Annotated in this window: 18 protein-coding genes and 1 pseudogene; 13 read left to right on the forward strand and 6 right to left on the reverse strand. The window is 61.8% G+C overall.

What is annotated here, in order from left to right; genetic code table 11:
* Positions 1–111: 111 nt before the first annotated feature.
* Entirely contained in the window at positions 112–1,065 is a 954-nt protein-coding gene (locus tag NCHU2750_RS12580) for a homocysteine S-methyltransferase family protein (RefSeq protein WP_119940808.1), read from the reverse strand.
* A 206-nt stretch (positions 1,066–1,271) separates the two neighbouring features.
* Between NCHU2750_RS12580 and NCHU2750_RS12585 the strand changes: the two genes are divergently transcribed.
* Entirely contained in the window at positions 1,272–1,952 is a 681-nt protein-coding gene (locus NCHU2750_RS12585; RefSeq protein WP_119943308.1) for a TetR/AcrR family transcriptional regulator, read from the forward strand.
* 18 nt (positions 1,953–1,970) lie between these two features.
* On the opposite strand, the gene NCHU2750_RS12590 is transcribed toward NCHU2750_RS12585, so the two are convergent.
* Both NCHU2750_RS12590 and NCHU2750_RS12595 read right to left on the reverse strand, forming a co-directional pair.
* Positions 1,971–2,678 carry a DUF1045 domain-containing protein gene (locus NCHU2750_RS12590; protein WP_119940809.1) on the reverse strand — a complete coding sequence of 236 codons (708 nt, stop codon included), beginning with the start codon at positions 2,676–2,678 and terminating at the stop codon, positions 1,971–1,973.
* Positions 2,679–2,910: 232 nt separating this feature from the next.
* The gene (locus tag NCHU2750_RS12595) at positions 2,911–4,155 is read right to left on the reverse strand and encodes an NAD(P)/FAD-dependent oxidoreductase (protein ID WP_119940810.1); all 1,245 of its coding nucleotides are present in this window, start codon (positions 4,153–4,155) and stop codon (positions 2,911–2,913) included.
* On the opposite strand from NCHU2750_RS12595, the gene mnmC2 reads away from it, so the two are divergent.
* A complete protein-coding gene (gene mnmC2, locus NCHU2750_RS12600; protein ID WP_162939612.1) occupies positions 4,154–4,918 on the forward strand; it encodes a tRNA (5-methylaminomethyl-2-thiouridine)(34)-methyltransferase MnmC2 in 765 nt (254 codons plus the stop codon). The genes NCHU2750_RS12595 and mnmC2 overlap by 2 nt on opposite strands.
* A 634-nt stretch (positions 4,919–5,552) precedes the next feature.
* Positions 5,553–5,726, forward strand: a pseudogene (locus NCHU2750_RS12610) (MnmC family methyltransferase); the annotation flags it as partial.
* Positions 5,727–6,086: 360 nt separating this feature from the next.
* On the opposite strand, the gene NCHU2750_RS12615 reads toward NCHU2750_RS12610, so the two are convergent.
* Positions 6,087–6,488, reverse strand: coding sequence for a YybH family protein (locus NCHU2750_RS12615; protein WP_119940812.1), 402 nt, complete (start codon positions 6,486–6,488; stop codon positions 6,087–6,089).
* Positions 6,489–6,635: 147 nt separating this feature from the next.
* On the opposite strand from NCHU2750_RS12615, the gene NCHU2750_RS12620 reads away from it, so the two are divergent.
* The 3 genes from NCHU2750_RS12620 to NCHU2750_RS12630 all read left to right on the forward strand — a co-directional run bounded on the left by NCHU2750_RS12620 (position 6,636) and on the right by NCHU2750_RS12630 (position 9,665).
* Positions 6,636–7,520 carry a LysR family transcriptional regulator gene (locus NCHU2750_RS12620; protein WP_245480238.1) on the forward strand — a complete coding sequence of 295 codons (885 nt, stop codon included), beginning with the start codon at positions 6,636–6,638 and terminating at the stop codon, positions 7,518–7,520.
* Between the two features lie 251 nt (positions 7,521–7,771).
* Positions 7,772–8,335, forward strand: coding sequence for an NADPH-dependent FMN reductase (locus NCHU2750_RS12625; RefSeq protein ID WP_119940814.1), 564 nt, complete (start codon positions 7,772–7,774; stop codon positions 8,333–8,335).
* Positions 8,336–8,528: 193 nt separating this feature from the next.
* Positions 8,529–9,665: an acyltransferase family protein gene (locus NCHU2750_RS12630; RefSeq protein ID WP_119940815.1), complete on the forward strand. Its 1,137-nt coding sequence runs from the start codon at positions 8,529–8,531 to the stop codon at positions 9,663–9,665.
* A gap of 35 nt (positions 9,666–9,700) precedes the next feature.
* On the opposite strand, the gene NCHU2750_RS12635 is transcribed toward NCHU2750_RS12630, so the two are convergent.
* Complete coding sequence (locus NCHU2750_RS12635) at positions 9,701–13,354, reverse strand: PAS domain-containing hybrid sensor histidine kinase/response regulator (protein ID WP_119940816.1); 3,654 nt, start codon at positions 13,352–13,354, stop codon at positions 9,701–9,703.
* Between the two features lie 263 nt (positions 13,355–13,617).
* On the opposite strand from NCHU2750_RS12635, the gene NCHU2750_RS12640 reads away from it, so the two are divergent.
* The 3 genes from NCHU2750_RS12640 to NCHU2750_RS12650 all read left to right on the forward strand — a co-directional run bounded on the left by NCHU2750_RS12640 (position 13,618) and on the right by NCHU2750_RS12650 (position 17,911).
* Positions 13,618–15,201, forward strand: a complete 1,584-nt coding sequence (locus NCHU2750_RS12640) for a trimethylamine methyltransferase family protein (RefSeq protein ID WP_119940817.1) — start codon at positions 13,618–13,620, stop codon at positions 15,199–15,201.
* Positions 15,202–15,408: 207 nt separating this feature from the next.
* Complete coding sequence (locus NCHU2750_RS12645) at positions 15,409–15,756, forward strand: hypothetical protein (protein WP_162939613.1); 348 nt, start codon at positions 15,409–15,411, stop codon at positions 15,754–15,756.
* Between the two features lie 364 nt (positions 15,757–16,120).
* Positions 16,121–17,911: a DEAD/DEAH box helicase gene (locus NCHU2750_RS12650; RefSeq protein ID WP_119943314.1), complete on the forward strand. Its 1,791-nt coding sequence runs from the start codon at positions 16,121–16,123 to the stop codon at positions 17,909–17,911.
* Positions 17,912–18,052: 141 nt separating this feature from the next.
* Here NCHU2750_RS12650 and NCHU2750_RS12655 read toward each other — a convergent pair whose 3' ends face one another.
* Positions 18,053–19,813 carry a methyl-accepting chemotaxis protein gene (locus NCHU2750_RS12655; protein ID WP_119940818.1) on the reverse strand — a complete coding sequence of 587 codons (1,761 nt, stop codon included), beginning with the start codon at positions 19,811–19,813 and terminating at the stop codon, positions 18,053–18,055.
* Between the two features lie 455 nt (positions 19,814–20,268).
* On the opposite strand from NCHU2750_RS12655, the gene NCHU2750_RS12660 reads away from it, so the two are divergent.
* The 4 genes from NCHU2750_RS12660 (at position 20,269) to NCHU2750_RS12675 (ending at position 24,915) form a co-directional block, all read left to right on the forward strand.
* Positions 20,269–21,678, forward strand: a complete 1,410-nt coding sequence (locus tag NCHU2750_RS12660; protein WP_162939614.1) for a circularly permuted type 2 ATP-grasp protein — start codon at positions 20,269–20,271, stop codon at positions 21,676–21,678.
* Between the two features lie 12 nt (positions 21,679–21,690).
* Positions 21,691–22,632 (forward strand): alpha-E domain-containing protein, encoded by a 942-nt coding sequence (locus tag NCHU2750_RS12665; RefSeq protein ID WP_119940820.1) that lies wholly within the window; start codon positions 21,691–21,693, stop codon positions 22,630–22,632.
* Between the two features lie 33 nt (positions 22,633–22,665).
* Complete coding sequence (locus NCHU2750_RS12670) at positions 22,666–23,505, forward strand: transglutaminase family protein (RefSeq protein WP_119940821.1); 840 nt, start codon at positions 22,666–22,668, stop codon at positions 23,503–23,505.
* A 225-nt stretch (positions 23,506–23,730) separates the two neighbouring features.
* Positions 23,731–24,915, forward strand: coding sequence for an MFS transporter (locus tag NCHU2750_RS12675; protein WP_119940822.1), 1,185 nt, complete (start codon positions 23,731–23,733; stop codon positions 24,913–24,915).
* Positions 24,916–24,960: the final 45 nt, after the last annotated feature.

A 24,960-nucleotide genomic window follows, 5' to 3' on the forward strand; every position in this document is an offset into this window, starting at 1 on the left:
GCGCACCGCTTCCGCAGATGTCGAGATGCAAACTTGCGCAACGCAGCCGGCCGGGCATGTCATCGCGCCGCGGCTGCCGAACACCCTTGCCGGGATCGACGCCGTACCCTTTCACTCCGCCGCCGCACGCGGCATGCAGGCCTCGCAGATCGCCGCCACATGCCGGTGATCGGTGCCGCAGCAACCGCCAAGCACTGAGATCGACGGATGGCGCAGGGTCAGGCTGCGGTAGCGCCGTCCGAGATCCTCGGGATCGCCGATATCGATTTCCGTCGCCTCGTCGAGTTCCGCATGGCTCTTCGATGAAGCATTGGCCCGCAATCCGCCGATCCTCTCCTGCCAGCCCTCGCTATCGGCAAGAATCCCTTCGAAATGAACGGGATGGGCACAGTTGATCATGTAATAGGCGGGGCCGTTATCGGTCATTCCGTCGGTCGTCTCGATCGCCTCGCGCAGCGGCATGCCGCCGGCGAGCCTGCCATCGGTCTCGACCGTGAACGAGATCACGACCGGCAGTCCGACAGCCTTCGCCGCCCGCGTAACGCCGATCGCCTCCTCGGTCGTGTTGAGCGTCACCGCGCTCAACATGTCCACCGGCGTCTCGGCAAAGGCACCGATCTGGTGGGCGTGATAGTCCTCGGCCTCGGCGACGGACATCTGCCCCTGCTGATAGGCGTCGCCGCGCGGACCGATCACCCCGTTGAGCAGGATGGGCATACCTGGCTTCCGCCATTTCTCCCGCAGCCCGGCGATATAATCGACGGAACGGATATTGATCGCCCGAAGTGACGCGAGGTCGTAGCCGAGCTTTGCCGCCCAGTCGGGATTGGCCCGCCAGGTCGGCGTATCGAGCACGAAGCCGCACCCCTTGTCGCGGGCGATCGAAAGATAGGTCCCGTAATAGGCATCGAGTTCCGCACGCCCCGCCTCGTCGTCGATCAGCGGAAAGGATGCGAAATGAGGCAGGTCCAGCCCGCGGTGAAAGATCAGCGTGGTTTCCAGCCCGCCATCGGTCAGAAAGATCGCCTCCCCCGGATGCGGCAGGCTCTGGCGATCGTTTTTCATCGTCATCTCCTGTGATATGATCGTTTCGGTACAAAAATGCACGTCCGGGCCGAAAGCCTGACGGATCGTCGCCTGCCGATTGTTGTGCGTCAGGTGGGGCTTTCGATCTACGCGGCTTGCGGTACAGCCGGCGCAGATAACCAAAACCGGAGATCGCTCAGGGGGATAGCATGTCCCGAAGGACCGAGGACCTGGCCTGCCAAGGCATGGACGGACTGAAAACCGTACCGCCGGTGCAGTTTTCCTGTGGCCGCACGCCGACCAAGGGCGAGGCAACCCGCGAGCGTATCCTTGAAGTCGCCCGCATATCGGTGCTCTCCAAGGGCTTCGGCGCCACCTCGATCGAGGAAGTCATCGCCGAGGCGGGCATTACCAAAAGCGGCTTCTTCTATCATTTCCGGGACAAGAGCGAGCTTGCACGCGAAATGCTGCGCCGCTACGTAGCCGAGAACGACCGTATCTTTGACGAGATCTTCGGCCGCGGCCGCGAGCTGGCCGATGATCCGCTGCAGGCCTTCCTGATCGGGCTCAAACTTTTGTCGGAACTGACCCGCGACCTGCCGGGCGTCCATCCCGGCTGCGTCATCGCCTCGATCTGTTATCAGGAACGGCTTTTCGACCGCGAGGTCCATAGGCTGAATGCCAGCTCGGTGTCGTCCTGGAACCGCCGGTTTCTCGGCTACCTGGAAGATATCGCCGCCGTGCATCCGCCGCAGGAACCGGTCGACCTCAAGGATCTCGCCAACATGCTCTCCTGCACCTTCGACGGCGCCATCATCATGTCCAAGGTGCTCGGCGACCCGACCCATCTGGAGCGCCAGATTCTCGGCTATCGCACCTTCGTCAAGCTGCTCTTTTCTCCGCCGCAGCAGGATCGCGCAACCTGAACCCGCGAGCCTTTCGGCTCAGGCGATCTTGCGGGCCGCCACGCGGCCCATCGGGTGCAGGGAATGAACCTGCAGCGGTGCGCCCGGCTCCTCCTCGACGAACAGCGCGAGATTGGCGATCTCCACCGGCTTTGCCACATAGGGCACGAAATAATCCCGCAGCGCCGGCTCGATCGCCATACTGTCCTTTGCCAGAAGCGGCCCGGTCAGCGCCATGTGGAAGCGGAATTCGTCCATCACGTAAGGATGGCCCCAGCGGTAGAGATTGGAAAATTGCGGCGCAGAGAGATCGCCCGGATCGCCCCGTTCCAGCTCCGCATCCGACAGCGGTGCGCGAAACACGTCGAATTCCTGCACCACGGCGCAGGCAAAGAGCCGCATCTGCTCGCAATGGCTCTCCGGCGCAAGTCCGAGGAAATTGCCGAGCCTTGCCACTTCGAGCGCCGGCAGCCGGAACGGCTCGTGCGACCCGGCAAAGCGCATCAGGTGGCGAAGCAGCATCGGTTCGCTGATGTCCGGTGCAAGCTTGAACGGCGCCTTCAAGGTCGCGTGAAAGCCGCTGCGGCGGGGGATGGCAGTGTGGAACGCGATCTCGTGCAGCCCGATCCCGCGAATGGCCGGCGGTTCGACGAACTCTCCGGAAAAGGCATTGCGGCCGAGCCATTGAGACGCGGCAAGCGTCAGTGCATCATGGGCAGGCGGCGTGAAATATATGGCATAGCGCATGCGTCACCTTCTCGTGCATCCCTGTCAAACGCCCTGTTTATTTACGCATTTGCTTATTCAGTCCCCGACGCAGGGACCTAAGTGATTTGCGTGACAGATTGACGACGAGAAGCCGGTGAAATGCGCGTTTACAGCATGCCTCCCGAAAGTGGCGACCGGTTTCGGGATAAAGACATGCGCAAAAAGGAAGAGCTAAAGCACAGCAAGCGAATCTGAAAGATCGCGACGTGCTTTAGCGGGAGGCGACACTCATATGGTTTACGAGTGAAAACGACGGCGGAACCCCCATCGCCCGGCCGAGAACGGCTTCAAGCGCCGCATCCGCCAGAAGATGCGCCACCCCGAAACTGACCTTGAAGCCGCCGCCGAGCGCGATCACGTTGGCGTGGTCCGGATGCGGACCGACCATCGGGTCGCGATCGATCGCCTTGGGCCTCAGGCCCGCCCAGCGCTCCACCACCGGCACCCCGGCAAGCGCCGGCACCAGCGCACGGGCGCGCTCCACCAGATCGTCGAGCTGGCCGTCGGTCGAGAACGGATCGTCGAACGCATCCTCGCTGGTGCTGCCGAGCGCCACATCGCCATTGTCATGCGGCACCAGATAGAGCCCGTTGAGATAGAGAAGCGGCAGGCCGGGATCCATGCCAGCCCGCAGCAGCGCCGCCTGCCCCTTGACCGGCTGGCCGAGCGGCTGGAGAAGCGGCTTCGAGAACGCCTCGATCAGCGGAAAGGCCCGATGCCCGGCCGACACGATGCAGCGGCTAAAACCCATGCTGCCGCCATGGGAAAACTCGACCCTGCCGGCGGCAGCATCGATGCGCGACACCTCGCAGTTCTCGGCGATCGCCACATGCTTGGCGCCACGCAGCAGGGCGGCGAGCGCCGCCGTCAGCTTGCGCGGCGAAACCCGTGCCGCAAACGTGTCGTGCACGAGACCGGCTTCAAGGAAGGACGCATCCGGCCAGCCGGCATATGGCGATTGGTCGAGGACATCCCAGCGGAACCTCCGCGTGCCGGTCTCGCCTCCATCCACCTCGCTTTCACCCGCCTGACGCCAGTGGATGGAGGCATCTTCGTTGTGGCGGGCGGCGATCACCCGCAGATGCGGCTTCGGCAGCGGAATCAGCCGGCCCGAGCGGCGATAGCCGCAGGAAAGCCCGGTCTGGGCCTCGATTGCGGCAACCTCGTCCTCCAGCGACAGGAGCGCGTCGAACTGGAACTGCTTCTTGTCGTTCCACTTGTCCGGCATATGCGGCATCAGCGCGCCGAGCAGCCCGCCGCTGGCGCCCTCGCCGAGACGCCCGGCCTCGACAAGCACCGTGGACATGCCGAGCCGCTCGGCCTTCACCGCCGCCCACAGACCCATGATGCCGCCGCCGACGATGACGAGATCGGCCGATTTCGGCAATGCTGCGCCAGCCTGCGATACTGCCGAAGATTGACCGAAGGCACCGGTCGGATTATCCGCATTTGTCATGAGCGAGCACGATCCCGAATTGAACACGCAAAACCTTGAGCCATCGGCCCATACGGACCCGACGGCCCAGACCCTCGACTGGCATGACGGCGATATGCCGTACTCGCAGGAATTTGGCGATCACTTTTATTGCCGCACCGATGGCCGGCTGGAATGCGGCCACGTATTCCTTTCAGGAAACGGATTGCCCGACCGCTGGACGACACTTTCGCCCGGCGCCACCTTCCGCATCGGCGAACTCGGCTTCGGCACCGGGCTGAACCTCTGCGAGACCTGGCGCCAGTGGAAGCTTGGCCGCAGCGAAGACCTGACGCCCGCCACCCGCCTCCACTTCACTTCCTTCGAACTCTTCCCAATGAAGCGCGACGAGATCGACCGGGCGCTTGCCCGCTGGCCGGAAATCGACGCCGAACGGCAGGCGCTCGCCGCCGCATGGCCGGATGAGCCGGCAGGCCATGTCGTGCTCGACCTCGATGACAGAACCCGCCTCACCGTCGTCTGCGGCGCAGCGCTCGACGGCGTTTCAGCAGCCACACCGGATTTCGACGCCTGGTTCCTCGATGGCTTTGCCCCGTCGCGCAATCCCGCCATGTGGTCGCCGGAGCTGATGCAGGCCCTGTTCGCCCGCACCAGGGAGGGCGGCAGCTTCGCCACCTATGCCGCAGCCGGCTTCGTCCGCCGCAACCTCTCGGCCACAGGCTTTGCCGTCGAACGCCGGCCGGGTTTTGCCGGAAAACGCGAAATGCTCTGCGGCACGCGATAGAGCGTGATGTCTGGTGGCCGGTGATCGGAGGGATGCGTGGTCGTGAAACGATGCGGGGGAAAGGGCCTTGGCGCTTTGCGATGACTGCACAACGCCATCACTCTCGCTTCCAGCTGCTCTCAGCGAACGCTACTGCAGCTCACAAGCATTTTTTCTTCTCCTATTGTGAGCTGACGACTTTCGCGTCTCGAAAGGAACCGCAGCCAGAAACCATGTGCGTCAGCAATCCTGTTCGTCCTGGTTAGGATCAGCGGAGGTGGATCATTGGCTACGCTGTAGGTTTCGGCAAAATGCGCTACGTCTTGCAAGCTGGGAAGCTCCAATGCGACTCCCTTATAACCCTCATGCGACTCAACACGGTACATTCTCGTATCAGCGTCGACCTGAGTGAGTTTAAACGACATCGGAAATGCGTATAGCCAAATGCATGTGTCGGCACCGTTGCACACCTGCTCCACCTGGCATACCCAAGGAGGCGGTCCCGGCAGATTCTGAGCCATTGCCGCTGACACAGGGATAACGAAGAACAGAGCGGCGAAGAATCTCAAGGCGGCATTCCTAAATGAAATCGGGCCGAACGTAGAACCGAGAAATCTATACGGGAACACAACACAAGACGCCACGATGGGCTGCCATGTGGTCGCCGGAATTGATGCAGGCCCTGTTCGACCGCACAAGAGAGGGCGGCAGCTTCGCCACCTATGCCGCAGCCGGCTTCGTCCGCCGCAACCTCTCGGCCACAGGCTTTGCCGTCGAACGCCGGCCGGGTTTTGCCGGAAAACGCGAAATGCTCTGCGGCACGCGATAGAGCGTGATGTCTGGTGGCCGGTGATCGGAGGGATGCGTGGTCGTGAAACGATGCGGGTGAAAGGGCCTTGGCGCTCGGCGGCCATCCTCCCGTTCATGGGTTCCTACGACAACACACAATCTCCAGTAAGGAATTTGCGACGAAACTTCCGCGACGAAGCAACACAATCGATGCCTCATGGACGCCCTCGAACAGCAACCAGATCATGTAGGCCGGCGCTTCTCGATCTCCGGGAAAGCTGTTTCATTTGACGCTACAGAGTCTGCACCAGCTGAGTGAGGCACTCCGGTGCGAACTCGCCCGGAGTGCCCACGCAAGCAATCTGGCAGTCTGAATTTCGGATGCTTCCTAGTTGCCTCGTCAACGCGACGCGGGCAATTTGTTGAACATGTAACGCGCGATCCCCCAGGTCCCGCCGACCTTTTGGAATACGAACAGCTCTCGATTTTCCTCGAAATGAGAAGCGTTCGTCTCCAGCAATGTCATATGTACTTCTGAATGGCATCGCACGAACGCGTATTCGCCGCTGATGGTGATCTCGTCGATATGGATTTTGGCATCCATCCTGATCATTGTGAAAGCATGATCGAAGAACGCCTTCAACTGGCCTGCACCGGTCATCGTGGGGGCATCCGGTGCCATTACGACCCCGTCTTGCGTGAACAGAGATACCAACGCTTCTGCGTCCGACCGGGAAATCCTTTCGCTATAGATATCGACCACATCTTTGATCGCGGTCTGATCGGCTTCGAGCTGTGACATTGAGTTTCCTTCCAATTTTCCTGTTTGTTTGCTGTTGGAGACTGAAAGGTACGCGGCGCCCGATAGATTGATAATCCCGGATATTCCGATAATAATATACGCACAGGCGGATAAAAAACGGCGGAACCGATGGACTTGAATGGCGCTATGATTTTCGTGAAGGTCGTGCGGCTCGGGAGCTTCACGAAAGCCGCTCTGGAACTTGGTCTTCCCAACTCCACGGTCAGCGACAGGGTTTCGGACCTGGAGAAAGCCTTGGGGGTGACACTTCTTCTGCGCACGACGAGAAAACTTCATCTGACGGATGCTGGAGAAATCTTCTTCAAGAAAGCCGAACTTGCTGTGGCTTCTCTGATCAGCGCCGCAGAGGAAGCCTCGTTGTTCCAGAAACAGCCGACGGGAACGCTTAGGATCACGGCGCCTGCCGATTTCGACTACATGTCAATATGCGAGGCCGTGACGGAATACACCGAGAAGTTTCCTGACGTGAAGGTAGAGCTGCTTCTGACGGATCGCCTCGTAGATCTGATCGGGGAAGGGTTCGACATCGCCCTCAGGGCTGGGCCGGTGGGCGATTCCACCCTCACGGCGAAACGCCTGGGGGCGGGAGGGCTGGTTCTGGTCGCCGCTTCCGAATATCTGCAGCGATCAACCCCGATCACCCAGCCAGGCGATCTGGCATCTCATAGGTGCCTCGTTATTTCGCCGGAGCAGAATGCCAGTAGCTTCACCACCTGGAACCTTGTTTCTACGGGGGGTGACAAGGCGAAGATAGTTCCGCACCCCCATATTTCATCCAATTCCGTCAGCGCGATCAGGCATCTCGTTTCAACCGGCCAAGGAATTGCCCTCATTCCGCCAACTCTGGTCCACCGCGAAATCTCACAAGGCCGGATGATCCGCGTCCTTCCGGAATGGTCAACGGAGCCGTGGCCCAGCTATCTCGTCTATACCGCGCTCAGGAAGTCGTCCCCGAAGGTCAGGGAGATGATCCCGTTGCTGGAACCGCGTATTAGAAACCTTATCAGGTAGCGCCTCTGAACTCTGCCTAATGCGGCAGCTCTTGGCGTATGCATCGACGATCAAAATCGAAAACCGTTGAACGATGAGCCATCACGGCAACTCCGCCCCCCGCCCCTTCTCCCCCACCCCCCGCTTGCCCCCGCACACATCCCACCCAAAGCCCCATCGTTCACACATGGCTGCCATGTCAATTTTGCACCTGCATCCTTCCGCCACAGGGGTGAAACAGGCGTGTTCGATCAACACAGGAACAGACAAGCATGTCATTGAAGCTCAACGTGATCATCGGCTCCACCCGTCCGGGCCGTGCCGGCCCTTCCATCGGCAAATGGGTTGCCGAACACGCCAAGAAACACGGCAAGTTCGACGTCGAGCTCGTCGACCTCGCCGATTTCAACCTGCCGCTTCTCGACGAGCCGAACCATCCGCGCATGCAGAAATACGAGCATGAGCACACCAAGCGCTGGGCCGAAAGCGTCGCATCCGCCGATGCCTATATCTTCGTCACCCCCGAATACGACTATTTCCCGAGTGCTGCCGTGATCAACGCGCTGCAGACGCTCGCCGTCGAATGGTCGTTCAAGGCCGCCGGCATCGTCAGCTACGCCTATGTCTCCGGTGGCCTGCGCGCCGCCCAGGAACTGCGCCTGCTGATGAGCAACCTCAACATGATGCCGATACCGGCCACCGTTCCGATCCCGTTCTTCCCGAACTTCATCGACGAGAACAAGGTCTTCAATCCCACCGATCCGATGAACGACGGCCTGACCGCCTCGCTGGACCAGCTCCACACCTGGGCCTCTGCCCTGAAGGCCGGCCGCTGATACCTCCGCAAAACGCAGAAAAGGGAAGCGTGGCTCGGCCGCGTTTCCCTTTTTCCTACAGCTTTCGGTGGGAAGAAAACCCCATCGTCATACTGATGACACATCCCCCCTTTCCTTTTTGTCGCACTGCAGCATTCTTCTACGAAGACGCCGACTGCGCCGAAGGCGGACGATGCAACGGGGAGATCGTCGAATGGAAAATTCCAAGCCGGGCAACCGCATCGCATGCCTGGATGGCCTGCGCGGACTGGCAGCCCTCTGGGTTCTTGTAGGTCATGCGCATATCCTGACGGGGTTCAGGGTGCCGATCATCGGAGATCCCGACCTCGGGGTCGATCTCTTCGTCATGCTGTCGGGCTTCCTGATGGTCTTCCACTACCAGCTGCGGCAGAAGAAGGAACCGTGGGAAGAGCCCTCCACCTGGACCGCCTTCTGGATCCGGCGCTTCTTCCGCATTGCGCCGCTCTATTACGTCATGCTGATCGCAGCCCTCACCCTCGGGCCGATCGTCTATGATGCGCGCGTCACGATCGACATGTTCAATGCGGTGACGCCGCAGCCCGCCTCGCGCTATCTCGACGACAGCCTCACCAATTACCTCACTCATTTCAGCTTCCTGTTCGGCTTGAGCCCCTCCTATGGCTACAGGACCGCCCTGCCCGACTGGAGCATCGGGCTCGAAATGCAGTTCTACGCGGCGCTGCCCTTCATCATGGTCATCGTCGGCCGCCTCGGCTGGCTGAAGACGATTATCGGCGTCGTCGCCGCCGGTTTCGTCGCAGCCCATCTGGTCGGCAAGCTCGGCTATCATTTCCCCATGCCGACCTTCCTGCCCTTGAAGATGCATGTCTTCGCCGCCGGCATGCTGCTTGCCGCAGCGCTGGAGACAGGCCGCGCCCGCACCTATCTCTATGCGGCGCTTGCCTGCCTCTTTGTCCTCATCCCGGTCGGCGGCGACATGCGGCCGATGCACGAGGCCGTCAGGCTGGCGCTTGTCGTGCTGTTCTTCGTGCTGGTCCATGCCGAACGGCTGCCGGCACTCGCCTCGGGGCTGGCGCAGGGCATTTCCGATTTCCTCGGCAACCGCTTCTTCCACACGCTCGGAGAACTCTCCTTCGGCGCCTATCTCGCCCATCTCTTGATCATGCAGCCGGTCGTCGCCTGGCTGATCCGCCATGCCGACATGAGCGCGCCCCTGCGCTTCCTCGCCACGCTGGCGATCACCATTCCCGTCACCTACGTGATTGCCGCCATCGGCTACAATCTCATCGAGATGCAGGGACAGAAGATCGGCCGCAGCCTGACGCGACCGCGGGCAGCGGCCGCCTGAGGGAAAGGCCAGAGAGAACGGCCTAAGAGAGCCGGTCAGCGCGAGCGCGTCGAAAGCCGCGCTCCGCCGATCCAGGTGCGGATCTTTTCCTCCAGCGCTTCCGGGCTGATCGGCTTCGACAGATAATCGTCCATGCCGGCCTGGAAGCAGAGTTCGCGGTCGCTTTCGAGCGCATGCGCGGTCACCCCGATGATCGGCGTATGGGTGCCGGTCTGGGCTTCCAGCTCGCGGATGCGTTGCGTCGCCTGATGCCCGTTCATCACCGGCATGGAAACATCCATCAGGATGATCGCCGGATCGTTGGCCTGCCATGCCTCGACCGCTTCCGCCCCGTTGCGGACGATCTGGAACAGCCAGCCGGTCGTCTGCAATATCTGGGTGAAGACGATCTGGTTGACCTCGTTGTCTTCCGCTACCAAGACGTCGAGCGAGGCGCTCGCCTCGACCGGTGCGGTCGAAGCCGGGGTAGATTGCGCTGATGTCACCGCAGGGAGACCGGCAGCCTGAGAGATCGCCTCGCCCGCCACGGTCGCCTCCATACGCAGCCGGCTGCGGACCGAGCGGACCACCTCGATGACCGTGCTGCGCAACAGGTTGGCGCGCGCCGGCTTCATCAGATGCGCATGGATACGCAGTTCGGCGAACATGCTGTCGTCGCTCGCCATGTCCATCGAGGTCAGGAAGATGATGCCGGTATTGTCGAAACGCTTGTCACCGCGCAGAGACCTGGCGAAATCCAGCCCGTTCATTTCGGGCATATGGTAGTCGAGCACGATCGCATCGACCGTGATGCCGAGACGTGCAGCCTCGGAGAGCACAGCCAGCCCCTCGGCGCCGCTCTCGGCTGCCACCGTATCAAAACCCCACATCGAAAGCTGCTCGGTGAGGATCCGCCGGTTGACGATATTGTCGTCGACGATCAGCACCCTAGCACCGCTCGTATTGATCGGCAGCGCAGTCGCCGTCTTGCGTTCGGCAACCACCGGAAACGGCAGGCTGACGGTGAAGATCGAACCGCGGCCAAGCTCGCTTGCCACCGCAACCGACCCGCCGAACAGTTCGACAAGGCCGGACGTGATCGCCAGACCAAGACCGGTTCCCTCGTGGCGCCGCGTCGAAGACGTATCGACCTGCGAGAATTTTTCAAACACCGAGGCGAGCTTTTCCGGCGGGATGCCGAGCCCGGTATCCTCGATACGCACCGTCAGCATCAGGTTGCCCTCGCCATGCGGCTCGGACTTCAGGTCGATGAAGACATGCCCCTTCTCGGTGAACTTCACCGCATTGCCGACGAGATTGGTGATGATCTGGCGGAACCGCCCGGCATCGCCGAGCACGGTCTCGCGCACCGCCGCATCGCCGCGCACAATGAGTTCGATATCCTTTTCCGATGCCGCCGACGACAGAAGCGTCGCCACGTCCTCGATCGCCTCGACCGGGTCGAACGGTGCCTTCCTGAGCTTCATCTGGCCGGCATCGATCTTGGAGAAGTCGAGGATGTCGTTGATGATCGTCAAAAGCGCATTGCCCGACTTGACGATGATGTCGATGAAGGTCTTCTGCCTCGTATCGAGCGCCGACTTGGCCAGAAGTTCGGCCATGCCCAGCACCCCGTTCATCGGCGTGCGGATCTCGTGGCTCATATTGGCGAGGAATTCCGACTTCGCCCGGTCGGCCGCTTCCGCCCGCGCCAGAAGCCGCGTCAGGTCCTCCTCGCGCGCCTTGACGTCGGTCACGTCGGTAAAGACGGCAAGCCAGTGCTCGCTGCTCGTCTGCCGCGCCTCGACTTGAACCCATTTGCGGTTGTCGATCTTGAAGGAGGCGAAGAACGGCTCGCCCGAGGCCATATTGTCCTCGAGCGAACGGAAAGTGCCGTGCGCCTCATCGCTTGCGCCGAGATCGCCGCGGCGCACGCAGTAGCGGAACAGGTCGCGCCATTGCGCACCGGGCGCCACCATGGCCGGCGCAATCTCCAGCATCGCGGAGAGCGCATCGTTGGAAAGCTCGACCTGCCCGTCCTTCAGGATCAGAAGCCCCTGCGACATCGCGCCGGTCGCGTCCCGCATCAGCGCGCCATGGCGTTCGAGCGCCGCCCGCGCTTCCTGGATCTCCGCGTCGCGTTTGCGCATCGCGGTGATGTCGGTATAGCTGAGCAGATGTTTCCCATCCGCCAGAAGCGAGCCGGAGATCAGCACCTGATGACCGGTAAGCGAACGCACTTCGAGCGGCGCATGCCCATCTTCGGTCAGCGAGGCGATCCGCTGCCGGTAGACGCTTTCGAAATCGCCGCCGATCTTTGCAAATACTCCGCGGTCGAAGGCGAATTGCAGGAAGCTGCGATAGGAACTTCCCGCAAGATCGAAGCTCTTGTCGGTATCCCAGAAGGCGCAGAAAGCCGGATTGGCATATTCGAAATCGAAACCTTCCGACAGGATGGCAACACCGACCGGCAGCGCGTCGAGTATCGTCTGAAGCTCGCGGCTGACCTTCTCGGCCTTTTCCTGCGCTTGCCTGATCAGCGACACGTCGGTGCGCGAACAGACGAGATAGCTGCTCCCGTCTTCCGTGCGGATCGACCTCAATCTTGTCAGGACCGGAATGACTGATCCGTCCGGAAAGGTCATGTCCTCCGACTTGTCGATATTCTCGCCGTCCAGCACCCTGGCATTCTCGTCCCAGAACCGTTCGGCGGCCCAGGGAAACATCTCCGCTTCCGTCTGCCCGATATAGCGGTCGCGGCTGTCGCCGAGCATCTGCTCATAGGCATGGTTTGCATAGGTCAGCTCGTGCCCGGCATTGCGCACGAAGACCGGTGTCGGCAGGTCCTCCAGGATGGCGCGAAACAGTTCCGTCTCCGCCACCTGGCTGCGGAGCAGCATTTCCTGCTCCTTGAAATCGGTCACGTCCTGGCGGATGGCGATCAGGATGCCGTTTTCCATTCGCTTGTTGACCGTGCGCAGCCAGCGCCCGTCGGCAAGCTGGTCCATGCTCTCGTAATAGGGCTGGCGGAACGGCTTCATCCGCTCCTCGATCCAGACCGCTCGATCGAGTTCGCTCGCGTAGCGCTCATGCCCCGGCAAAGGCTTGCCGCGATCGAACGCGTTGGCGAGGATCGCCTGCAGCGTGATCCCCGGCTTCACCTCGATATCGAGTGAATCGACATAGTCGAGCAGCTGCGAATTGCAGTAGATCAGCGTGTCGTTGCGGTCGCAGATGGCAATGCCCATTTCCAGCATGTCGAGCGCATCGTCGAACAGGACATTGTTGAAGACCGCCGCGCCCAAAGGCGAAATCTGGGCGAGCTGGGACGGACCGGCAGCCTGTAGCGACTGCGCCGCAGGCACAACGTCAATCGAGCCGAACAGATAGGTATGGTCGTTTTCGGTCAGAAACCGCTCGACATGGATCTCGTAGCGCAGCACGCCCGTGGCATCGGAAAGCCTCGCCACCTCGTCGCTGCCGAAGACGATTGCCCGGCTTTCCTTTTCCTTGCGTTCGCCGACATCCACCGTATCCGCGAGATCGCTGCTAGCATGATGCGCGAAGTCCTGCGGATTGGCATGGAAAAGCTCCGCATAGGCAGCATTCACCGCCACATAGCGCAGTGCGCTGTCCTTGATATAGGCCGGTTGCGCCAGATCCTGGATCCGCGCACAGGCTTTCTCGAGCAAGTCGCTGTGCGTATCCAAGCGCTGCCGTCCCTTAAATTATGTTCCCGGGCAATTTTTGGCCGATTCTTGCGGCCTTGCGAGCAACGATAACACCATGGCGAGTGTTAACAACGCCTTTTTACCAGCGGTCGTTCTCCGGATTTTCGAACGCTTTGTACGGTACCGTCATGGGGGGAACGCTGCGATGTTCTGGAAGAGGCGAGCGAGGGTCGCAAATGACGAGGGCAACCGGAAAGGGAATTTGAGACATTCTGCGAAAGGCCGACGCGGATGGGATAATCATGAGCGAGATTACGACACCTTCTCCTGCCGAAACCGGGGCGACGCCCGCCGCCGCCGAAAGACGTCGCGGCGGCCGCGGGGCCGAGCGGGTGCGGCACGGCCTTGCCGGGACAAAATACCGCAGCCTCGTCAACACGATTGCAAAGACCGAGATCCTTTCGGCCGAAGCGGTCGAAAGCATCCATGATGCATCGCTGACCGTGCTCGAAGAGATTGGAATGGACGTGATCCTGCCCGAAGCACGCGAGCGGATGAAGGCAGCCGGCGCCGACGTGACGCCGGGCTCGAACCGGGTCCGCTTCGACCGCGGCCTGATCGAGGAGATGATCGCCTCGGCTCCCTCGAGCTTCACCATGCATGCCCGAAACCCCGCCCGCAATGTGACGATCGGCGGCAAAAACCTGGTATTCGCCCAGGTCGCCTCCGCCCCCTTCGTGGCCGACCGCGAGGGCGGCCGCCGCGCCGGCAACAGGCAAGATTTCCGCAAGCTCATCAAGCTCGCCCAGCATTACGACATCATCCACACGACCGGCGGCTATCCGGTCGAGCCGGTCGATATCCATGCCTCGGTGCGTCATCTCGACTGCCTCTCCGATCTGGTGAAACTGACCGACAAGGTGTTCCACTGCTATTCGCTCGGCAGGGAACGTAATCTCGACGGACTGGAGATTGCCCGCATCGCCCGCGGCATCACGGCGGAACAGATGGAGTTCGAACCGTCGCTTTTCACCGTCATCAATTCCTCCTCGCCGCTGCGCCTCGACGGGCCGATGCTGCAGGGCATCATCGAGATGTCGTCGCGCGGCCAAGTCGTCATCATGACACCCTTCACGCTTGCCGGCGCCATGGCCCCGGTGACGATTGCCGGCGCATTGGTGCAGCAGAATGCCGAGGCGCTGGCGGGCATCGCCTTTACCCAGATGGTCAGGCTTGGCGCGCCGGTCATGTATGGCGGCTTCACCTCCAATGTCGACATGAAGACGGGAGCGCCGGCCTTCGGCACGCCGGAATATATGAAGGCGGTATTGGCAGGCGGCCAGCTCGCCCGCCGCTATGGCATCCCCTACCGCACCTCAAACACCAATGCCGCCAACACGCTCGACGCCCAGGCGGCTTATGAAAGCGCCATGTCGCTCTGGGCACTGACCCAGGGTGGCGGCAATTTCATCCTTCATGCGGCCGGATGGACGGAAGGCGGCCTGACCGCCTCCTTCGAAAAATTCATCCTCGACGTCGACATGCTGCAGATGGTGGCCGAGTTCCTCACCCCGCTCGATGTCTCCGCCGATGCGCTGGCACTCGATGCCGTGCGCGATGTCGGCCCCGGCGGCCACTATTTCGGCACGCCCCATACGCTCGCCCGCTACGAGACGGCCTTCTATGCGCCGATCCTCTCCGACTGGCGCAATTTCGAGACCTGGACGGAAGCCGGCCGGCCGACCACCTACGACCATGCCAACCGGATCTACAAGCAGGCGCTCACCGATTACCAGCAGCCGGCGCTCGATCCGGCAATCGAAGACGAACTCGACGCCTTCGTGGCGAAGCGCAAGGCCGAGGGCGGCGTGGCGACGGACTTTTGAGCAATCAGGATTTCGCCGCAGCCATGCCGCAATCCCGCCACAAAGCGGCTTGCAGGTTGATCGAACACCCCGTCCGGGCAACCTGGAAGCGGTCCAGTCTGAACGCTTGTTCACACTACTCTTTTTTTTCGTCCATCAATCCGCCGAGATTCGGTTCGATCTTCTGATCGTGCCCCTGGGAAGAACCAGAGGGAAAGGAACGGTGTCATGTCGATCATGAAGAAAACAGTGTCCGCAGGCCTCGTCGCCCTGTCCGTCGCAGGCGCGCTCGCCGCGACTGCCCCGGCAGCAGAGGCACGCGATTATTACCACCACGACAACGTCTGGCCCGGCGTCGCAGCCGGTCTGGCAGGCGGCATCATCGGCGGCGCGATCATCGCCGGCTCCCAGCGTCCGGTCTATGTCGAGCCGCGCTACGAATATGCGCCTCCGCCGCCGCCCCCGCCGGTCTACTACCGCCGCGCCTACTACGCCCCGCCACCGCCGCCGCGTTGCCATTTCGAATGGGCGCGCAACGAGTTTGGCGAAGCCTATCGCGCACAGGTCTGCTACTAGGACCTCACTCGACCAGTTTTGATGAAGGCGGCGGTGGAAACACTGCCGCCTTTATTGCATTTGCCGCTGCCACCTCTCGCAGATGCGAAATATCCTTGACTTTTGCCGGTAAATCCACCACATGCAGCTCATGCTTTCACCTTCCGGCCGCCGCGTGAGCTGGCCCCGCGACAACAAAGTTCGCGAAGAAGGAACAAGGCGCAGATATCTGAATGCCCTCTTCACTTGGAGGGTTTGTGCGCTGGAAAGCAATTTCCAACTTGCAAGTTCCCACTTCACGCGGGGTTCTTGACGCCAGAAGCGGCCGACATGGCATGGTGCCATGCCGGGAATTGTGCTTTTGGCGCCCCGAAAGGTATTCGACTTGACGAATTTTGAATCTCTTGGTGTCTCCAAGCAGATCGTCGCCACGCTCACCGCGCTTGGCATTGAAACGCCGACGCCGATCCAGGCCCAGGCTATCCCTCTTCTCCTTGAAGGCCGCGACCTGATCGGTCTCGCCCAGACCGGCACCGGCAAGACTGCCGCTTTCGGCCTTCCGCTGATCGAGCGCCTGCTCGCCGAAAACATCCGTCCCGACAACCGCACGACCCGTTCTCTCATCCTGGCGCCTACCCGCGAACTGGTGAACCAGATCGCCGCCAACCTGAAGAACTTCGTCAAGGGCCGCCCGCTCAAGATCAACCTCGTCGTCGGTGGCGTATCGATCAACAAGCAGCAGTTGCAGCTCGAAAAGGGCACCGACATCCTGGTGGCCACGCCGGGCCGCCTGCTCGATCTCGTCGCCCGCCGTGCCATCGGCCTGACCACGGTCCGCTTCCTCGTTCTCGACGAAGCCGACCAGATGCTCGACCTCGGCTTCGTGCATGACCTGCGCAAGATTGCGAAAATGGTGCCGAAGAAGCGCCAGACGATGCTGTTCTCGGCCACCATGCCGAAGGCAATCGCCGATCTCGCCGCAGACTTCCTCACCGACCCGACAAAGGTCGAGGTCACCCCTCCGGGCAAGGCTGCAGACAAGGTCGAGCAGTATGTCCACTTCGTCGGCGGCAAGGGCGACAAGACCGAGCTTCTGCGTAAGTCGCTGCTCGACAATCCGGATGGCCGCGCCATCGTCTTCATGCGCACCAAGCACACCGCCGAGAAGCTGATGAAGCATCTCGACAATATCGGCTTCTCGGTCGCATCGATCCACGGCAACAAGAGCCAGGGCCAGCGCGAGCGTGCCCTGAAGGGTTTCCGTGACGGCGAGATCAAGACGCTGATCGCCACCGATGTCGCAGCCCGCGGTATCGACATCCCGGCCGTCAGCCACGTCTACAATTACGACCTGCCGGAAGTGCCCGACGCCTACGTTCACCGTATCGGCCGCACCGCACGCGCCGGGCGTGATGGCGTCGCCATCGCTTTCTGCGCTCCGGATGAAACCATGCTTCTTCGTGACATCGAAAAGCTGATGAACATCGAGATCAAAACGGCCTCGGGTGAACGCCCCGAAACGATGAACCGCCCGGTTCGCGGCAACGGCAACAACCGTGGCGGCAACAAGGCCCGTGGCGGAAATGCCGGCGGTAACGGCGAAAGCCGTCCGCGCCGCGAGCGCCCTGCCCGCAAGCCGTTCTTTGCGGCCGAAGGCGCGGAAGGTGCCGGCGGAGAGCGTGGCGAGCGCCCTGCCCGCAACAATCGTCCGCAGCGCGATGATCGTCGCAATGGCGAGGCCCATGGCCAGCGCCGTAACGAGGAAGCCAAGCGCGTCGAGCCGGACAACGATCTGGCCGTGACCTCGGATCTTCGCCCCAACCGCAGCCAGCAGGCTCCGCGCGACGGCGAAAACCGCAATGGCGGACAGAACCGTGGTCATCAGGGCCAGCGCCAGGGCAAGTCGAACAATGGCGGCAATCGCGATCGCGCAGCCCACGGCGCCCATGAAGCCGGCAAGCAGCGCCAGAAGCACCAGCACTCGGCAGCCGACGGTTCCCAGTCCAAGCCCCATGGCCAGGCCCCGGCTCAGCCGAAGACCGAAGGCCAGAACAACCGCCATGCACCGCAGGGCGAAAATCGCGGCCCGGTCCGCTTCGGCAACAACAACCGTGGCGAACAGCGCAACGAGCAGCGCGGCGGCGGTTTTCAGGGCCGCAAGCGTCGTCCGGCGTGAATGTAAAAGCCGATCCAATGCAAACGGCCGGGCTCACGCCCGGCCGTTTTGTTTTGTCACTGAGAAAATTGGGATCTGCCACGACAGGTCTTAGGCAATGCCGATGGCCGACGAGCCCTCCGCCCTGAAACCTTCCGGGCCTCAGGAAGCCATGGCGAGCTTTTTCGGCTTCTGCTGGTAGATCGTGTTCTTGCCATAGCCGCGATGTTCCGGCCCGAGCCTTGCGGCATCCGAACCCGGCTCGCGCTGCCATTTGCGACGGTTGAGCTTGAACTGCTTGACCAGTTGCTGCAGTTCGGCCGCCCCTTGAGCCAGCGCCTCGGAAATCGCGCTCATGTCGCCGACCATGGCGGCATTCTGCTGTGTCATCTGGTCGAGCGACGAGATCGACGAATTGATCTCCGAAAGGCTGGTCGACTGTTCTGACGAACCGATCGCGATCGCCTCGACATTCGTCTCGATGGCCTGGACAAAGCCCTGGATGTTCTTCAAAGCGTCACCGGTCTGCCCGACAAGCTTGACGCCCTGATTGACCTCTGTGGTCGAATTCTTGATCAGGCCGGCGATCTCCTTGGCAGCCCCCGCCGAGCGCTGCGCCAGTTCACGCACTTCCTGGGCAACGACGGCAAAGCCCTTGCCGGCTTCGCCCGCACGCGCCGCCTCGACGCCCGCATTCAAGGCCAGAAGATTGGTCTGGAAGGCGATCTCGTCGATCACGCCGATAATCTTGGAAATCTCGTTCGAGGCATTTTCGATCCGCGCCATGGCGGCGACGGTTGCGCCGAGCACTTCCGACGAATTGACGGCGGCGACACGCGCCTCCTGCACCAGCTTGCGCGCCTCGGCCGTGCGGCCGGCCGATTCCCTCACCGTGACGGTGATTTCCTCAAGCGCCGCCGACGTCTCCTCGAGTGCCGCCGCCTGCTGTTCCGAACGCATCGCAACACCATTGGCGCTGTCATGCATTTCGCCGCTCTTGGTCGACAGCATCGCCGTCTCCGCCATCACCTTTTCCAGCGTCTCCTGGAATTTTGCCAGCGACTGGTTGAAATCATGGCGCAGATGCTCGAATTCCGGCACGAAGGCCTCGTCGATGGTGATGCGGATATTGCATTCGGCGAGCCGCTCCAGCCCTGCGCCGACTTCCTGCAGCGCCCGCACGCGACCTGAAACATCGGTGGCGAACTTGACCACCTTGATCACCTTGCCGGCATCATCGAGGATCGGATTGTAGGTCGCCTGGATGAAGATGGCGCTGCCATCCTTGGTCACCCGCTTGAACTCGTCGGCATAGAATTCGCCTCCGGCAAGGCGCGGCCAGAAGTCGGCATATTCGCGCGAGCCGGCGTAATCTGCGTCGCAGAACATGCTGTGATGGCGACCCTTGATCTCGTCGAGACCGTAGCCGAGTGCCGAGAGGAAATTGTCGTTAGCCGTCAGGATCGTGCCGTCCGGCAGAAACTCGATGATCGCCTGTGCCCGCGACAGGGCGGAGATCTTGCCCTGTGTATCGAGGCTCTCAAGCTTGACTAAGGTGATGTCGGTGGCAATCTTCACCACCTTGACGACTTTGCCGCCGCGCACGACCGGATTGTACGAGGCCTGGATCCAGATCTCGTCGCCGTTCTTCCTGATCCGCCGGAACTGGCGCTGTTCGAACTGGCCGGATGCCAGATGCGCCCAGAAAGACTTGTAGTCAGGCGACGCCGCGTCGGCCGGATCCACGAACATCCGGTGATGTTTGCCGATGATCTCCTCGCGCCGGTAACCGAGTGCCGCACAGAAATTCTCGTTGGCATCGAGCACCGTGCCGTCGGGGGTAAACGAGATGATCGCCTGTGAACGACCGAAGGCTTCAAGAATAGCCGCGCTCTCGCCACCGAAAAATGCGCCGACGGACATGCTGGACCCCTTCAAGGAAAATTGACCATTGCCAATTCCTAGCCGTGCACCGCTAAATTTAAGTTAAAACTCAGATACTTCCGGCAGAAGGCCAGGATCATCACGACGAATGCGGCGCACTTACCCACCTCGGGAGGAAATCGGTCAAACCCGCGCAATCGATGGTTACGAAACAGCCCGGCGATTGACCAGACCACGCAGATGACTGCGAGGTTCAATCGGACTGATGATCCCATAGGCAGAGGCGCATCCGGTTGGCGCTTTTACAGGCAAGACATTGATTCAGCGAACATAAGCCGCATCTAATTGACCTTTGAAAGCTTCGCTGAACAGGCTCGCGCGCCTTTCCTTGCCGACATCAAGACCAATATTGATTTTGTCTTCGGCAATTGCGCATGGTTCTTGCATTGCCCTCTGCGTTGTATTCTTATGGCCAAAAAAAGGGGATCGCTTCTTTGGCATTTGATGAAATGTTGACTGCGGATAACCTTCCGCGCCCGCCATACAAGAACTACCATGAATGGTATGCGGCCCAGGACACCGCGCATCTGATCCGCAAGACCCAGGACGCGGAAAACATCTTCCGCCGCACCGGCATCACCTTTGCGGTCTACGGCCACGCCGACAGTTCCGAAAAACTCATTCCCTTCGATATCATCCCGCGCATCATCGCGGCGCGCGAGTGGCGAAAGCTCGCCCAGGGCATCGAGCAGCGCGTATTGGCGCTCAACGCCTTCCTCGACGACATCTACCACAAGCAGGAAATCATCAAGGCCGGCCGCATCCCGCGCGAGCTGATCGAGAAGAATGTCGCCTTCCTGCCCGAGATGATCGGCTTCAAGCCGCCGGGCGGCGTCTATACTCATATCGTCGGCACCGATATCGTGCGCACCGGCGAGGACCAGTTCTACGTTCTGGAAGACAATGCCCGCACGCCCTCCGGCGTCTCCTACATGCTGGAGAACCGCGAGACGATGATGCAGATGTTCCCGGAACTCTTCACGCTCAACAAGGTGCAGCGGGTGGAAGATTATCCGCGCCTGCTGCGCCAGTCGCTGGCCGCCGTCGCCCCTCCGGGGTGCAAGGGCAAGCCGCGCGTCGCCGTGCTGACGCCGGGCATCTACAACTCCGCCTATTACGAGCACTCCTTCCTCGCCGACCAGATGGGCGTCGAGCTGGTCGAAGGTTCCGACCTGCGCGTCATCGACGGCAAGGTGCAGATGCGCACCACCCGCGGCTACGAGGCGATCGACGTTCTCTACCGCCGCGTCGACGACGATTTCCTCGATCCCCTGACCTTCCGCGCCGATTCGGCGCTCGGCGTGCCGGGCATCATGGATGTCTACCGCGCCGGCAACATCACCATTGCCAATGCGCCGGGCACCGGAATTTCCGACGACAAGGCGATCTATTCCTACATGCCCGAGATCGTCGAATTCTATACCGGCCGCAAGGCGCTTCTGGAAAACGTGCCGACCTGGCGCTGTTCGGAGCCCGACAGCCTGAAATACGTGCTGGAAAACATCGCCGACCTCGTCATCAAGGAGGTCCACGGCTCCGGTGGCTACGGCATGCTGGTCGGCCCGACGGCGACCAAGAAGGAACGTGCCGAGTTTGCAGAGAAGCTGGCCGCCAAGCCGAACAACTATATCGCCCAGCCGACGCTGGCACTCTCCACCGTGCCGATCTTCGTCAACAAGGGCGTGGCACCCCGGCATGTCGACCTTCGCCCCTATGTGCTGGTCTCCGACAAGGTGAAGATCATCCCCGGAGGATTGACCCGCGTGGCGCTGAAGCAGGGCTCGCTGGTGGTCAACTCCAGCCAGGGCGGCGGCACCAAGGACACCTGGGTTCTGGAAGATTGAGGGCGTAAGCAAATGCTGGGAAGAACTGCAAACGGCCTCTACTGGATGTTCCGTTACATCGAGCGTGCCGAAAATATCGCCCGTCTCGTCGATGCCGGCCTGCGCGTCTCGCTGACCCGCGCCGGCTCCTCCGACGAGGACTGGCATGGCGTCTTGGAAAGTGCCGGCGTGCGCGAGGCCTATTCCGAGGTGCATGACAAGCTGACCGCCGCCGACGCGGTGGATTATCTCTTACGCGACCGCTCCAACCTGTCGAGCGTCATGTCCTGCATCGAGGCGGGCCGCAACAATGCCCGCATGGTGAGGACCGCGCTCACCCGCGAGACATGGGAAGCCACCAACGAGGCCTGGATCGACTTGAAGGCCCGCATGGCGCGCAAGGTGAAAGCCGCCGACCTGCCGGAACTGATCGGCGTCATCAAGCATCGCTGCGGCCTGATCCGCGGTGCCTTCCATGGCTCGATGCTGAGAAACGAGATCTACAACTTTGCCCGCATCGGCACCTTCATCGAACGGGCCGACAACACCGCCCGCATTCTCGACGTTAAATATTACGTACTGCTGCCATCGGTGAGCCAGGTCGGCTCGGCGCTCGACAATTTCCAGTGGGAATCGATCCTGCGCTCGGTCTCGGCCCACCGTTCCTACGGCTGGGTCTATGACGGCGAATACCAGGCGGCCAACATTGCCGACATGCTGATCCTGCAGGTGCAGATGCCGCGCTCGCTCGCCTACTGCTACGAAAAGATCGTCAGCAACCTGAGCTATCTTGCGGAAGACTATGGAAACCGCCTGACCGCCCACGAGACGGCCGATGCGATCCGCGCAATTCTCAAGCGTGGCTCGGTCACCGGGATCATGGACCAGGGCCTGCACGAGTTCCTCGAGGACTTCGTCTACCGCAACAACCAGCTCAGTGCCGAGATTTCCGACGGCTACCGCTTTTATCAGTAATCAGCCCAACCGCTCTACCTGAAGGACGACCCCATGCGGCTGAAGATTTCGCATACGACCGAATATCTCTACGACGAACCGGTTCCCTACACGCTGCAGCGGCTGCGGCTGACACCCGTCAGCGGCCCGACCCAGAAAGTGCTGAACTGGTCGGTGTCAGTCGACGGCGCCAAGATCGAGACGGGCTATTCCGACCAGTACGGCAACCATGTCGAATTGGTGTCGATCGACGGCGGGGAACACACGATCCGCATCACGGCGACAGGCGAAGTCGAGACCATCGACAAGGCCGGCGTTTTTGGCACTCATCAGGGTTTCTGCCCGCTCTGGCTGTTCCTGCGCGAAACGACCCGCACCAAGCCCGGCAAGCTGATCAGGGATCTGGCAAAAAGCGTCAAGGGCGACAGCGAGCTTGCCCAGATGCATGCGCTGATGGATCAGATCCACGAGACGGTGGCCTATACGCCGGGTTCGACGACGACCGAAACGACCGCCGAGGAAGCGCTCGCCGCCAAAACCGGCGTCTGCCAGGACCACGCCCATATCTTCATTTCCGCCGCACGGCTTGCGGGCCTGCCCGCCCGCTACATTTCCGGCTACCTGTTGATGGAAGGCGAGACCGAGCAGGTCGCAAGCCATGCCTGGGCGGAAGCGCATATTCCGGGCCTCGGCTGGGTCGGCTTCGATGCCGCCAACAATATCTGCCCCGATGATCGTTACGTCCGCATCGCCTCGGGCCTCTGCTACCGCGACTGCGCCCCCGTCTCCGGCATGCGGATCGGCACAGGCAAGGACAAGGCGAGCGAAAACCTCAAGGTCCGCCTGACGGTCACCGCCAGCCCGGGCCAGAGCCAGACGCAAAGCCAGGGATGAGCGTCGGCGGCAGACCGGCTCTACCCTGCATAAGATGGCGCGGCACCCGCCCCGACCTGAGCTAACCCGACGGCATGGCGGCCTCCCGCAAAGGGATAACGGGGCATTCGATCCGGCACGAACTGCCTCTGCCTTACCCGCCACCCCATAGCAGCGACCAGTGTCATCCGCCCGTCAAACGACTGACATAATCCTTGCCGCCTGTGTCCCACCGCCGGTTGTTCCATGCCGTTTCGCTCGCCCACGGTTCGCGCCGTTGCCGCCCTCTCCGTGACCCAGCTGATCGGCTGGGGTGCCACCTTCTATCTTCCGGCCGTTACCGGCCCGGCCATGGCCGGCGACCTCGGCATGGCGCTCCCCTTCGTCATGGCCGGCCCGACCGTGATGCTGCTGGTGATGGCCGCGGCCTCCGCGCCGCTCGGCAGGATTTTCGAGCGCCATGGCGCCCGCAAGGTGATGACGCTCGGTTCGCTGATCGGCGCGGCCGGCCTTTTCGCCATGAGCCTTGCCGAGGGACCCGCCACCTATATCCTGTCCTGGATCATCCTTGGCCTTGCCGGCTCGCTGATGCTGACCACGCCGGCGCAGATCGCCGTCACCGAAATCGCCGGCGACGGCGCCCGCAAGGCGCTCGGCGTGCTGATCCTTGCCGGCGGATTGACATCGACCATCGTCTGGCCATCCACCGGCTTCCTGCAACTGCAATTTGGCTGGCGGGTAACGACGATCGTCTATGCCGCCCTGGTTCTCTTCGTCTGCATGCCGCTGCATGTCTCGGCTCTGGCACGCAAACCGCTTGCACAACCGGCCGCCAAGAGCGCCACGGGGCCGGCATCGATCGACCTCGGGCAGTTCGTGCTTCTCGCCGCAAGCTTTGCCGCCAACGGTTTCGTCACCTGGGGTTTCGCCCTGACGATCATCATCCTCTTCGAAGCCTCGGGCCTCGATCACGCCGCAGCCCTTGCCGCGGCTGCCTTTATCGGCCTTGCCCAATGGGCGGGAAGGCTGTTCGATTTTCTCAACGGACGCCGGCTTTCGGGCTTTGCCACCGGGATTCTGGGCGCGGCACTGTTTCCGGCAAGCTTCGTCGTCCTGATCTTCTCCAGCAATGTCTTCGGCGCCATGCTGTTTGCCACGCTTTACGGGCTTGCAAGCGGCATCACCGCGGTCACACGCGCCACGCTGCCGCTGCAGATCTTTGCCCCCGGCGCCTATGCGAGGGCATCGTCCCGGCTCGCCGTGCCGCTCAACCTCTCCTTCGCCGCAGCCCCGCCGGCCTTCACCGCAATCATGGCATCCGCCGGCCCCCACGCCGCCCTCTGGCTCGCCATGACGATCTCCATCGTGGCACTCTGCGCGCTGCTCGGTCTGTTCGTGCTACACCGGAAGACGGTAAGAACCGAACCCTGAGCGGACGCTCCCAGAACCCCGACGTGAACGCAAGCCCGGCGCCAT

The organism is Neorhizobium sp. NCHU2750 (assembly GCF_003597675.1).
GTDB lineage: Bacteria > Pseudomonadota > Alphaproteobacteria > Rhizobiales > Rhizobiaceae > Neorhizobium.

What these genes read in the sequence shown, in the direction of transcription:
- NCHU2750_RS12580 (WP_119940808.1), bottom strand. Translation starts at nt 1,065, where the DNA reads ATGAAAAACGATCGCCAGAGCCTGCCGCATCCGGGGGAGGCGATCTTT.
- NCHU2750_RS12585 (WP_119943308.1), top strand. Translation starts at nt 1,272, where the DNA reads ATGGACGGACTGAAAACCGTACCGCCGGTGCAGTTTTCCTGTGGCCGC.
- NCHU2750_RS12590 (WP_119940809.1), bottom strand. Translation starts at nt 2,678, where the DNA reads ATGCGCTATGCCATATATTTCACGCCGCCTGCCCATGATGCACTGACG.
- mnmC2 (WP_162939612.1), top strand. Translation starts at nt 4,154, where the DNA reads ATGAGCGAGCACGATCCCGAATTGAACACGCAAAACCTTGAGCCATCG.
- NCHU2750_RS12595 (WP_119940810.1), bottom strand. Translation starts at nt 4,155, where the DNA reads ATGACAAATGCGGATAATCCGACCGGTGCCTTCGGTCAATCTTCGGCA.
- NCHU2750_RS12615 (WP_119940812.1), bottom strand. Translation starts at nt 6,488, where the DNA reads ATGTCACAGCTCGAAGCCGATCAGACCGCGATCAAAGATGTGGTCGAT.
- NCHU2750_RS12620 (WP_245480238.1), top strand. Translation starts at nt 6,636, where the DNA reads ATGATTTTCGTGAAGGTCGTGCGGCTCGGGAGCTTCACGAAAGCCGCT.
- NCHU2750_RS12625 (WP_119940814.1), top strand. Translation starts at nt 7,772, where the DNA reads ATGTCATTGAAGCTCAACGTGATCATCGGCTCCACCCGTCCGGGCCGT.
- NCHU2750_RS12630 (WP_119940815.1), top strand. Translation starts at nt 8,529, where the DNA reads ATGGAAAATTCCAAGCCGGGCAACCGCATCGCATGCCTGGATGGCCTG.
- NCHU2750_RS12640 (WP_119940817.1), top strand. Translation starts at nt 13,618, where the DNA reads ATGAGCGAGATTACGACACCTTCTCCTGCCGAAACCGGGGCGACGCCC.
- NCHU2750_RS12645 (WP_162939613.1), top strand. Translation starts at nt 15,409, where the DNA reads ATGTCGATCATGAAGAAAACAGTGTCCGCAGGCCTCGTCGCCCTGTCC.
- NCHU2750_RS12655 (WP_119940818.1), bottom strand. Translation starts at nt 19,813, where the DNA reads ATGTCCGTCGGCGCATTTTTCGGTGGCGAGAGCGCGGCTATTCTTGAA.
- NCHU2750_RS12665 (WP_119940820.1), top strand. Translation starts at nt 21,691, where the DNA reads ATGCTGGGAAGAACTGCAAACGGCCTCTACTGGATGTTCCGTTACATC.
- NCHU2750_RS12670 (WP_119940821.1), top strand. Translation starts at nt 22,666, where the DNA reads ATGCGGCTGAAGATTTCGCATACGACCGAATATCTCTACGACGAACCG.
- NCHU2750_RS12675 (WP_119940822.1), top strand. Translation starts at nt 23,731, where the DNA reads ATGCCGTTTCGCTCGCCCACGGTTCGCGCCGTTGCCGCCCTCTCCGTG.